This is a genomic window from Reyranella sp., assembly GCF_036558665.1.
In the GTDB taxonomy this organism is placed as follows: Bacteria; Pseudomonadota; Alphaproteobacteria; order Reyranellales; family Reyranellaceae; genus Reyranella.
Genome location: NZ_DATBFE010000056.1, coordinates 1 through 11,905 on the forward strand (window position 1 = coordinate 1; position 11,905 = coordinate 11,905).

10 protein-coding genes are annotated in these 11,905 nt (G+C 66.2%); 1 reads left to right on the forward strand and 9 read right to left on the reverse strand.

The window, feature by feature from the left end:
* Positions 1-138: 138 nt before the first annotated feature.
* From VH499_RS07860 to VH499_RS07900, 9 genes are all read right to left on the reverse strand, one after another.
* Positions 139-1,581, reverse strand: a complete 1,443-nt coding sequence (locus VH499_RS07860) for a homospermidine synthase (RefSeq protein ID WP_332052152.1) — start codon at positions 1,579-1,581, stop codon at positions 139-141.
* Between the two features lie 97 nt (positions 1,582-1,678).
* Positions 1,679-2,809: a type III PLP-dependent enzyme gene (locus VH499_RS07865; protein WP_332052153.1), complete on the reverse strand. Its 1,131-nt coding sequence runs from the start codon at positions 2,807-2,809 to the stop codon at positions 1,679-1,681.
* 435 nt (positions 2,810-3,244) lie between these two features.
* Positions 3,245-4,492, reverse strand: a complete 1,248-nt coding sequence (locus VH499_RS07870; protein WP_332052154.1) for an MFS transporter — start codon at positions 4,490-4,492, stop codon at positions 3,245-3,247.
* Complete coding sequence (locus tag VH499_RS07875; RefSeq protein ID WP_332052155.1) at positions 4,489-5,637, reverse strand: dATP pyrophosphohydrolase; 1,149 nt, start codon at positions 5,635-5,637, stop codon at positions 4,489-4,491. Before VH499_RS07875 ends, VH499_RS07870 begins: the two co-directional genes overlap by 4 nt.
* Before the next feature lie 7 nt (positions 5,638-5,644).
* The gene (locus VH499_RS07880; RefSeq protein WP_332052156.1) at positions 5,645-6,565 is read right to left on the reverse strand and encodes a metallophosphoesterase; all 921 of its coding nucleotides are present in this window, start codon (positions 6,563-6,565) and stop codon (positions 5,645-5,647) included.
* A gap of 46 nt (positions 6,566-6,611) precedes the next feature.
* Complete coding sequence (gene spt, locus VH499_RS07885; RefSeq protein WP_332052157.1) at positions 6,612-7,841, reverse strand: serine palmitoyltransferase; 1,230 nt, start codon at positions 7,839-7,841, stop codon at positions 6,612-6,614.
* 12 nt (positions 7,842-7,853) lie between these two features.
* The gene (locus VH499_RS07890; protein WP_332052158.1) at positions 7,854-8,153 is read right to left on the reverse strand and encodes an acyl carrier protein; all 300 of its coding nucleotides are present in this window, start codon (positions 8,151-8,153) and stop codon (positions 7,854-7,856) included.
* Positions 8,154-8,268: 115 nt separating this feature from the next.
* Positions 8,269-9,195, reverse strand: coding sequence for an NAD-dependent epimerase/dehydratase family protein (locus tag VH499_RS07895; protein WP_332052159.1), 927 nt, complete (start codon positions 9,193-9,195; stop codon positions 8,269-8,271).
* Between the two features lie 15 nt (positions 9,196-9,210).
* Positions 9,211-10,968 carry a fatty acyl-AMP ligase gene (locus VH499_RS07900; RefSeq protein WP_332052160.1) on the reverse strand — a complete coding sequence of 586 codons (1,758 nt, stop codon included), beginning with the start codon at positions 10,966-10,968 and terminating at the stop codon, positions 9,211-9,213.
* A 209-nt stretch (positions 10,969-11,177) separates the two neighbouring features.
* Here VH499_RS07900 and VH499_RS07905 point away from each other — a divergent pair.
* On the forward strand, positions 11,178-11,905 hold a 728-nt coding region (locus VH499_RS07905; RefSeq protein WP_332052161.1), incomplete at its 3' end, for an acetylornithine transaminase.

Consider the following 11,905-nt stretch of genomic DNA (forward strand, 5'->3'; position numbering starts at 1 on the left):
TCGACCTCGACAGCGCGCTGCTGGCCGTCTCGGCGACCCGCGAGCGCGCGCTGCTGGGCGTGTGATGGCCGGCCATCTAGGCTGACCGCCGCGCGCACTCTTCGTCCAGCAGGCTATCGAGGTATTCGGGACACCGGATCACACCACGCGGAAGTTCTTGAACTGCCACGGGTCGTCGCGGTCGAGGTCCTCGGGGAACAGCCGCTCGCGGTCCTCGAGCGGCGTCCACTTGCCGTACTTGCCGACCACCGGGCCGAGATAGGGCATGGAGATCGCGAGGTTGCGCTCGAAGTCCATTTCGTCGGCCTCGACAATGCCGCGGTCCGGGTTCTCGAGCGCCCAGATGATGCCTGACAGCACCGGCGCGCAGACCTGGATCGAGGTCGCGTTGTTGTACGGCGTGACTTCGCGCGCCTCGTGGATGTCGAGCTGGCTGCCGTACCAGTAGATGCCCTTCTGGTGGCCCATCAGCAGCACACCCAGCTCGTCGCGGCCCTCGGTGATCTCGTCGACGATCAGGCGCTGGCTCTTCTGCTGGTGCAGGTTCTTCCCGGCGCACTCGTGCATCGACATGATCGCCTGGTCGCACGGGTGGTAGGCGTAGTGGACGGTCGGCCGGTACGTGATGTTGTCACCATCCCGCAGCGTGTAGTAGTCGGCCATCGAGATCGACTCGTTGTGCGTGATGATGAAGCCGTGGAACGGCCCCTCGATCGGCGTCCAGGTGCGCACGCGCGTCACCAGGCCCGGGCGGTTCAGGTAGATCGCCGCGCCGCAGCCAAAGTCGTGGCGCGCGCCGTCGAACGGCAGGCCCTTCTCGTGGGTGCCCCAGCCCATCTCGGCGGGCTGGCTGCCCTCGGAGACGAAGCCGTCGATCGACCAGGTGTTGACGAACTCGCCGACTTCCTTCGGCCGCGGCGAGACCTGGGTGTCGCGCTCGGCGATATGGATCACCCGGACGCCCAGTCGCCGGGCCAGCTTGCCCCAGCCTTCGCGCGTACCGGGGACGGCGATCTTCAGGCCGCTATCGCGGGCGAGGTTGACCAGCGCCTGCTTCACGAAGTGCGAGACGAGCCCCGGGTTGGCGCCGTGGGCGATCACCGCCGTCGGGCCGCCGCGGTAGCGCGGCTTCAGCTTCAGCATGGTATCGCGCAAGGCGTAGTTCGAGCGCCGAGAGACCGAGAGGCCGGGGTCGGTATAGCCACCGGGCCAAGGCTCTATGCAGGTGTCGATGTACAGCGCTCCCTTCTCCTGGCAGAGCTCGACGAGCGACGTGGAGGCCACCTCGACCGAGAGGTTGACAAGGAAATCGCCCTTGCCCAGCCGGCCGGCCAGAGTCTGGCGATAGTTCGACCGGGTGAGCCGCTTCTGGATGAACTCGACGCCATAGCGCCTGACCTCGGGCAAGCCGCCGCGCGCATCCTCGGCGATGATGGTGATCTGGCCGGGCTTGATGCCGATATGGCGCAGGATCAGCGGCAGGACACCGTGGCCGATCGAACCGAAGCCGATCATCACCATGCGGCCCTTGAAGGCGAGATACTTCCTGTTCGATGCCTTGCGCGCGGCTCTCTTCGCCATGTCGGCGCTCCCCCTGTTTGATCGTCGAGTGGTCGATAAACGGCGACGGGGCCTTTCTCAAGGCCCCGTCGGTTCGCTTCGGCGTGGAAACGAGGGCTTAGATGCAGATCGCCTTGAGCGGCGCGAAGCCGTTGAAGGCGACCGACGAGTAGGTCGTCGTGTAGGCGCCGGTCGACATGATCTCGACCTTGTCGCCCGGCTTCAGCGAGAGCGGAAGCTTGTATTCCGTCTTCTCGTAGAGGATGTCGGCGGAGTCGCAGGTCGGGCCTGCCAGCACCACGGGTCCCACGCGCGTGCCGTCACGCGTGGTACGCAGCCGGTACTTGATGCTCTCGCCCATGGTCTCCGCCAGACCGGAGAATTTGCCGATGTCGAGATAGACCCAGCGCTTGCGGTCGTTGGCTGCCTTGCGCGAGACCAGCACGACCTCGCTCTGGATCACGCCAGCGTCGCCCACCATGGATCGGCCAGGCTCGATGATCACCTCGGGCATGCGATTGCCGAAGTGGCGCACGAGCGCGCGGCCGACGGCCTCGCAATAGGCCTCGATGGTGCTGACCTCGGCGCGATAGCGAGCGGGAAAACCGCCGCCTAGGTTGACCATGCGCAGGTCCACGCCTTCCTCGGCGAGCGCAAAGAACATCTGCGAGACCTGGGCCAGCGCCCTGTCCCACTGCTCGAGGTCGGTCTGCTGGCTGCCGACATGGAAGGAGACACCGTACGCGTCGAGCCCCCAGTCCTTGGCCTTGCGCAGCAGGTCCTTGGCCATTTCCGGCGCGCAGCCGAATTTCTTGCTGAGCGGCCATTCGGCGCCGCCGCAATCGACCAGCACGCGGCAGAACACCCGGGCTCCCGGCGCGGCGCGCGCGAGCTTCTGCAGTTCACCCTCGCTGTCGAAGGCAAACAGACGCACGCCCTGCTCGTAGGCCCAGGCGATGTCCTTCTCCTTCTTGATCGTGTTGCCGAAGGAGATGCGGTCCACAGACACGCCGGTGGCCTGCACCAGCTCGATCTCGCCGCGCGATGCTGTATCGAACTTCGAGCCCACGCCCGCGAGGCGCGCCAGGATCTGCGCCGCCGGATTGGCCTTGACCGCGTAAAAGATGTGGGCCGCCGGCAGGAGTTCGCGCATGCGGCGGTAGTTGTGCTCGACCAGGTCGAGGTCGATCACCAGGCACGGCGTCTCGGGCTGCTGCTCACGAAGATAGCGGAAAATACGCTCGGTCATCGCTGGGGGGTCCCCCGTCTGAATGTCTGGCTGGTTCGAGGAAGTGACGGCAGTGACGTACGGCAGCCCGTCCGAAAAATGGGACGGGCGGCGTCGTCAGCCGATACTCGACAAAGAGGTCGTCCGCCGAAGCGGAAGGTCGAACGAGGTGGCCCGGGCGAAAGTCGCCGGGCAACGGACACGATAGCGGGGATCGCGCCCCGCACAGCAAGCAACCATCTCAGAAGCTCCTTCCCGGACCCGGCGCGAGGCCGGCACTGCCAAAAAGGACGCTTTCCGTCGTTGCGTAACCACTATGGGCCAGCGGCACGTGCGTGGGCGTCTTCGTTTGGTATCTACAACTAATGTACGCCGTTACAAGCGGATTCTTCCCTGTCGACAGAATTTTTACCAATCTTGTGCCGTGAACGACACACAAACGCCGACGGTTCCGATTCACAATCGCGGCGACGAGGTGCGCGGCAGCCGTATCGACGCCGCGAGCGCGGTGAACGGCACCAGCGAGACCGCGGCGACGATCAGCGCCACCCTGACGCCCCAGACGTCGGCAATCTTGCCCCACAGCAGCGAGCCGCCGACCATGGCGCCGAAGAACAGCATCTGATTGGCGGCCATGCCGCGCGCGCGCATGAAGTTGGGCAGGATCATCTGTACCGATGTGCTGTTGTTGGCGATCACCGTCATCCAGCAGGCGCCGGTCATGGCGAGGCAGACGGCGAAGACGGCCGGCTGCATGACCAGAGCGGCGACCATCATGGCCAGGGCGTGCAGGCCCATCGCGCAGATATTGGCGCGACTGGAGCCGAGCAGCCGGTTGATCGCCGGCATCGCAAGCGCCCCGGAGACGGCACCGACCCCGAAGGCGGCGTAGAGGAGGCCGAAGGAGAACTCGTCGAGGCCGAGCGAAAACCGGCCGATCGCCGGCAGCAGGGTACTGAGAGCGATGCCGGGCACGAAGTAGCAGAGTCCACGGGCGAACACCGCCTTCAGCTCGCCCGAGCCGCGGACGTAGGCAACGCCGGCGCGGGCTGCCTCGACGAAGCCCTCGCGGCGCTGCGCGGCGTGCGCCTCGGGCGGCCGTTTCCAGGCCTGCATGGCGAAGATCACCCCGATATAGGTGATCGAATTGATGAAGAAGAGGAGGAAGACTCCCACCAGACCGAGCAGGATCTGGCCGATCACCGGGCCGATGGTGCGGGCCAGGTTGAAGCCGGCGCTGTTCAGCGCGATGGCGGGACGGAGCTCGGATTGGGCGACGATCTCGGGCACCACGGCCTGCCAGGCCGGTGCATTCATGGCGTTGCCGAGGCCCATCAGGAAGCTGAGAGCGAGCAGGTTCCAGGCGCTGAGCTCGCCCAGCAAGGCGAGGACGGCGAGCACGCCCGCCACACCCATCATCCACCATTGGCAGAGGATGATGTAGCGCCGGCGCTCGAACCGGTCGGCGAGCACGCCGGCAAAAAAGCAGAACAGGAACATCGGCAGGGTGCTCGCGGCCGAAAGCGCCGCCACGAGGATCGGCTCGCGCGTCAGGCTGGTCATCTCCCAGGCAGCTCCCGTGGTCTGCATCCAGCCGCCGACGTTCGACAGCAGATTGGCGATCCACAGGCCGAGGAAGGCTCGGTTGGCGAGGGGGGCGAAAGCCGAAGCAGGCCGCCTGGCGCCGAGCGGCGGCGCCGTCACGCCAGCGCTTTTTCGTAGACGCGATGCGTCTTGTAGTGCACCCCGCCCACCGTGCGGATGATGTTGTTGGTTGCCTTGTTGTCCTCGAGGATCCATCCCAGCTCGGCCGACGTCTTGCCCAGCCGCTTGCCGTTCTGACGCAGCGTGTCGATGGCCATCATGGCGAGCCCCGCGCCCATCAGCGGGTGGTTGCGGTACTTCCTGCGCACACCCATCAGGGGCACGCGGGTGCTGTCGACGCCGGCGATCTTGAGGCGCCACAGAAGCTTGACCAGGTTCATCGGACCCAGGCGTCCGTTGAACTTCTCGATCGCCTCGTTGATGTTCGTCAGCGCCACGATGAAGGCCACGGCCTCGTCATCGACTTCGACGAAGACACAGAGATCCGGCACGATCACCGGGCCGAAGGCCTTGGAGGCATGGTCGATCTCGGCCTGGGTGAAGGGCACGAACCCCCAATTGTCGCTCCAGGCGTCGTTGAAGATGTTCACCACCGTGCGCACCTCGGCATCGAACATCTTCATGTTCGCCGTGCGCACCTTGACTCGCCCCGCCATGCCAGCCCGCGCCATCAGCTTGGCGCCGATCGTCTCGGGCGCGTTCTGGACGTCGTAGTCGTAGGAAAAGAGGTCCTTGATCTTGGCATAGCCGCAGCCTTCGACCCGCGGCCCCGCATAAGGCGGATCATAAGGTACCAGCAGCATCGGGCGGCTATCGAAGCCCCAGACCAGCAAGCCGACTTCCTCGTTGACCGACAGGCTGAACGGTCCCGTGACCCGCTTCATGCCCTTGCCGCGCAGCCAGCTTTCGGCGGCGGCAAACAGCGCCGTGAAGATCGCCGGATCGTCCTCGGCCACGAGACAGCCGAAATGGCCGGTGCTGTCGGCGTAGCGTTGGAGGTAGGCGCCGTCGATCTGGGCCGTGATCCGCCCCACGACCCGTCCCGATCGACGGGCCAGGAAGAACTGGACCTCGACGTGCTTGAACAACGGATTTTTGGTCGGTGAGAAGGCCTCTTGGCGCTCGACATTGAGATGGGGCGTGTAGCCCTTGTGGCCGGCGAACAGCCGCTTGGGCAGATCGATGAACGCCTTGAGATCCGCCTTGCCGACAACCGGCGAGACCACGATATCGGAGGAAGCCATATTCTCCTCAACTTACCACGGCAGCACGGCGTGCACTGTGGAAGATGAGCGTGCCGTCCGGTTCGCAGCCGCGGCCGTCAGCCGCGAGGGCGCGGAGCTCGAGCTCGAGGCGCCAGCCATTGCGATCGCGATCAACATGAATCAAGTGATACCGGGCGCGCCCGTACTTGCTGCCCGGCGCTGCCGAGGCCGACGTCACTCCAAGGACCGGGACGGCACCGTCGGGACCGGCGATGCGCGCGGTCTCGCTCCTGTGATTGTGCCCGTGCAGGATGGCGTCGCAGCCGACTCGGCGGATCATGGTCTGGAATGCCTTGGCATCGGTGAGAGACTTCCAGCGCGACTGGTCGGTGAGCGGCGGATGGTGAATCAACACGATGCGGCAGAGCCCCTCACGGGCTGTCTCGGCGAGCAGGCTCTCCGCCCGCGCGATCTGCGCCGCCCCGAGGTCGCCGGTTGCCAGGAAAGGGGGCTTGGGGACACCCGTCGAGAGACCGATCAGCGCGACCGGACCTCGCCGGCGGAGGATCGGAAAGACCTCGGGCCCTTCCGCCGGTGGCGCGCCGTCGCTCGCGATGTAGGCGCCCCAGAGACCAACGCCTTCGTTCCACGGCACCGGGACGTAGACATCGTGGTTGCCGGGGACGACGGTCAGCCGATCCGGCCGGTCGAAGGTTTCGAGCCAGGCCGCGGCGCGACGAAATTCCTCCGGCAGGGCCACGTTCACGAGATCGCCGGTGAGCGCGATATGGTCGGGGGCTTGCGCCTTGATGTCGGCAACGATGACGGCCAGCGCCTGCGGCACATGAAGATGCACGCGGTGCCGCCACCAGTTGTAGTAGCCGGTCGCCCGCTTGTTCAGAAGCTGGCCCAGATGCGCCGACGGCGTCGGAAGATGCGGGTCGGAGAGGTGCGCCAGCGTGAACATGCAGGGCTTCTCCGTTTGCGACGGCGCGGCAATTCGGCAGCGACGGCTAGCGGTTGCCCCCGACGGCGCGGAGCTTCGACGTGCTGTCGAGTATGCCGAGCTGGCGGCCAATGCCAGCCATGACCTCGATCGTATGATCGATCTGTTCCCTGGTATGCGCCGCCGACACCGAGCAGCGCAACAGCGACACGCCATTGGGTGTGGCTGGCGGCACGGCGACGTTCACATAGATGCCGGCATCGAGCATGGCCCGCCAGAAACCAATAGCCATCATGCGATCGGGCAGATGAACGCCGACCACCGGGCCGTGCTCCGGCCCCAGCTTGAATCCTTGCGCTGCCAGCCCGTCGTAGAGCGCAGCGACATTGTCCCAGAGCCTCGTGCGCAACTCGGGCCTCGCCTTCACGATCCGCAAAGCCTGGCGAACCGATGCGACGATCGACGGCGGCAGCGAGGCCGTGAACATGTACGACCGGGTCGTCACTCGCAGGATGTCGAAATCCGGATCGTCCGAGACGCAATAGCCGCCGATCGCGCCCAGTGTCTTGGAGAAGGTGCCGACGATGAAATGGCAGTCGTCCAGCACGCCCGCCGCCTCGCAAAGACCGCGGCCATGCTCGCCCAGCGCGCCCAGCGAATGGGCCTCGTCGATCAACACATAGGCATTGTACTTCTTGCAGACCGCAACGAAGTCCTCGAGCGGGGCACTGTCGCCCAGCATCGAGTAGATGCCTTCCAGCACGACCACGCGGTTGCCCGGCTTGTCGCCCAACCGCCGCAGACGGGCGTCGAGACTTGTCGGGTCGTTGTGCTTGAAGCGCACCACCTCGGCCTGGGTCTGCTTGCAGGCGTCGTAGATCGAGGCATGGCTGTCGGCATCGATCAGCAGGAAGTCATCGGAACCGACCAGCGTAGAGATCACGCCGAGATTGGCCTGATAGCCGGTCGTGAAGACCATGCAATGCTTCTTGCCGTAGAATTCTGCGATTTCCTTCTCGAGCGCCACGTGCTCGCTGTAGCTGCCGTTGGCGATGCGCGACCCGGTCGTACCGGTGCCCTCGGCGCGGATGGCCTCGATCGCCGCTTCCATGCACGACGGGTCGAAGGTCAGGCCGAAGTAGTTGTTGGTGCCGACCAGCAGCGTCTTCTTGCCGTTGATGACGGCCTCGGTCGGCGAAAGCACGCGTTCCATGCGAATCTGGAACGGATCGGCGCCGGTCGTGCGGACGTCGCGGTAGGCGTCCAGCAGACCCGCGTGGCGGTCGAACAGACCCATGGATTGGAAAGCTTAGCGGCGCGCGCTCAGCGCAACGATCGTGTCGGCCAGCTCGTCGACAGTCTGGATTTCCGCCACGACGTTCATCGGAATCGAGACGTCGTACTCGTCCTCGAGATCCATGACCATGTCCATCACGGCCAGGGAATCGATCGACAGGTCCTTGGCGATGACCGTGGCGCCGGTGATCGCGCGGCCGTCGTCGGCCTGGAACGGTTCGAGTTGCCGGCAAATCTCCGCCATTACTTCGGCACGCGCGGGCGGCCGTCGCAGGACAACCGTGTCGGCGACGTCGTCGTTCTCGACGATCATATTTAGTGCGGTACGCAAGAGGAGCTCCCCAGTCTGGGCATCAGACATGGCGCCTTGTGGCAGAAAGAGCGAATCCTTGTGAAATAACAAATTGTTACGGTGTGTTTCACCGCCCCTAGAGCCAGTTCTGGGCGCGGTACCACAAGATGGTGTCGCGAAAGCCGGAGCCGAGATCGAAGCGCGGCGTGAAACCGACGGCCGTGGCGAAACGGTGGTCGTGAACCGTCCAATCGGGATGAAACAACTCATTGACCTTGTCCGAAGTAAGAATTCGTGGCGGGCCTCCCAGCGACTGCACGCCCTCGTTCGCCGCGGCAACGGCCCTCATCATCATACGAGGAACGCGTACCTTATGTTCCCGACGACCGAGCGCCTGTCCCGCTGCACGGGCCATGTCGGAATAGTCGTAGCCGCCCTCGTGTCCGTCATCGATTTCGTAGACCGAGACCGGCGGAGCGCGTTCGACCGCCGAAGCGAGCGCCTCGGCAAGGTCGGCGACATGGATCAAGGCCAGGCGAGCGCCGGCCATGGCCGGCTGCAACGCGATCCCTCGCCGGGCCAGCCGGAAATAGGCCAGCGTCTCGCGGTCGCCGGGCCCATAGACAGCAGGCGCTCTCACCGCAAGCCAGGACGCCTGCCGCCGGGACAACACCTCCTCGGCGGCGCGCTTGCTTGCGGCGTAGGCCGAGAGTTGCGGCTCACGTGCCGCCAGGGACGACAGGAGGACGAAAGGTACATCAGGCGCGGCGGCCGACAGCCGCGCCGTCCCATCCCGGTTCACGACCATGAAGTCCTGCGAGCGGCGGGCCTTGATGAGCCCCGCGGCATGGACCACTGCATCGACTCCGGCAACGAGGTCGCCGAGCGCCGCCTCGTCCGCCAGGTCGCCCCACACGATCTCGGCCTCTACGCCGGCGAGCGAGGGCAGGGGCGACCACCGGCGGATGAGCAGTCGAAGCGTCCAGCCTCGCCGCGCCAGTGCCGCCACGAGATGCGGTCCGATAAAGCCCGTGGCACCGGTGACCGCGATCCGCTTCCGCACCCTGCCTGTCGCTCCTCAGGCCGCGGCGGGCTTCGAGGAAGGCGCTGCGGGCGTGTAAAGCCCGGCCAGATAGTTTGCCCTGGTGCGGGCGCGGGAAAGTTTGCCCGACGAGGTCATCGGCAGGCCGAGCGTGGGCGGCACCAGCACGACATCGCAGTCGACGGCGATGGCCTCGCGTACCGCGCCCGCCACATCGCGCGCGAGCGCGACGCGCGCCTCGTCGCTCGCGACGCGGGCGAGGACCGCCACGACCACGCGCTCGCCTTCCGTCGTGTCGATCGAGAAGGCGGCCGAGTCGCCGTTCTTGACGACGCGCTTGGCCTCGATCGCCCATTCGACGTCCTGCGGCCAGACATTGCGGCCGTTGACGATGATCAGGTCCTTGGCGCGGCCGGTGACGACGATCTCGCCGTTCAGGAGATAGCCGAGGTCGCCGGTATCGAGCCAGCCGTCGGCCGACAGCACAGCCTCGCTCGCGGCGGGATCGTCGAGGTAACCCGGCATGATGCTGGGCCCCCTGACGAAGATCCGGCCGACCTCCCGATCGCCCAGCCTCTTGCCCGTCTCGTCGCGCACTTCGAGCCGGTGCCCCGGCAGGACCTTGCCGCAGATCACGAAGCGGCGCGCCTGCCGCTCGTCCGCGGCATCGGCGGCAGGCTCGGCACGCTGGGCCTCGCCGAGCGCCGCACGATCGACGACATCGGTCTGCGCTCCGCTTCCGTGGGCGCTGAAGGTGATCGCAAGACAAACCTCGGCCATGCCGTAGCTCGGCAGGAAGGCCGAGCGGTCGAAGCCCCTGGAGGCGAAGGCTTCCGCGAAGCGATCGAGGACGTCGGGGCGCACCATGTCGCCGCCGATCCCGGCCACCCGCCAGCTCGAGAGATCGAGATCGTCGGGCACCTGCATGGCGCCGCGACGCGTGGCGAGGTCGTAGCCGAAGCTCGGGCTGTAGGCGATCGTGGCCCTGTTGCGCGATATGAGGCCCAGCCACTGCATGGGCCGGCGGGCAAAATCGCGCGGCGTCAGGTAGTCGACCGACATCTGGCTGCAGAGCGGCGACATCAGGAAGCCGATCAGCCCCATGTCATGATAGAGCGGCAGCCAGCTCACCGCCCGGTCGCCGAGCGAGACGTCGAGGCCCGCCGGGCCGACGATGCCGGCGAGATTGGCCATCAGCGCCGCCTGTGTGATCTGCACACCATGCGGATGGCGCGTGCTGCCCGAGGAGAACTGGATGTAGCAATGCTCGTCGGGTCCGAGCGGCCGCAGATCGACCTGCTTCTCGGGCAGCGCATCGATCGCTTCCATACCGCCATGGAGACGCAGGCCCGGAAATTCCCGGGCGGCTTCCGCCAGAAAGCCCGCGAGATCGTCGATGCCCACGGCTGCGACGGCGCCGGAAGCGGCGAACTGGCGGCGCAGCTGATCGAGATAGGCCTCCTTGCCGCCGATTCCGACGGGAATCGACACCGGGACCGGAAGCAGGCCCGCATACTGGGCACCGAAGAACGCGTCGAAGAAGCCGGGCCAGGTATCCGCAGTGATGAGAAGCCGCTCGCCACGCGCAAAGCCCGCGCCGATCAGCTTGCGGGCGGTGACGTGCGCCCGCTCCCGCACCTCCCGCCACGCCAGGGCCGAAAGCAGTTCGCCGCGCGCATTGTAGAAGGTGACGCCGGTTTCGCCCCGGGCCGCATAGTCCAGCATCTCGGGCACCGACCGGAAATCGGCGCGGCGCAGGACAAGCTGACGGTTGCGGGTGGGAATCGATGTCATGACGGGATCTTCGGGGGCGGCGGTCTCCTAGCAGAGGGCTTGCCGGCCCTCAAGGCAGCGGCGAGCCCGGAGGCGGCCAAAGTTGACACACCCCAACCTCGGTCCGATAGTGGCCGATCCTCGTCAAGACCCGGTGTTTCCAGCCCGGAATCGCCGGGTCGGCGAGGTTTTTTGCTTTGAAGGAGGACCTCGCTGTGATTACGGCTGTGATGCCGACGTACGGTCGCAAGGACGTCGTGTTCGAACGCGGAGAGGGCAACTATCTCTACGCGACGGACGGCCGACGTTACCTCGACTTCACCTCGGGCATCGCCGTGAACGCGCTGGGTCACTGCCATCCGGCGCTGGTCAAGGCGCTCGCCGAGCAGGGCGCGCGGCTCTGGCACACCTCGAACCTCTACCGGATCGGCAACGGCGAGAAGCTGGCGCAACGGCTGGCGGAACTCAGCTTCGCCGACACGATGTTCTTCTGCAATTCCGGCGCCGAGGCGATCGAGGGCGGCATCAAGCTGATCCGCAAGTACCAGTACGTGAACGGCAAGCCGCAGCGCTACAAGATCGTCTGCTTCCAGGCCGCCTTCCACGGCCGCCTGCTGAACGCGCTCGCCGCCACCGGCAACGAGAAGTACCTCGAAGGCTTCGGTCCGCCGGCGCCCGGCTACAGCCATGCCCCGCTCAACAACGCCAATGTCGTGCGCGACATGATCGACGACGAGACGGCCGGCATCCTGGTCGAGCCGATCCAGGGCGAGGGCGGCGTGCGCGAGACCACGCCGGAGTTCCTGAAGGCGCTGCGCGCGATCTGCGACGAGTACGGCCTGCTGCTGTTCTACGACGAGATCCACACCGGGTTCGGCCGGACGGGCAAGCTCTTCGCCTATCAATGGTCGGGGGTCGCGCCCGACGTGATGGCGATCGCCAAGGGCATGGGCGGCGG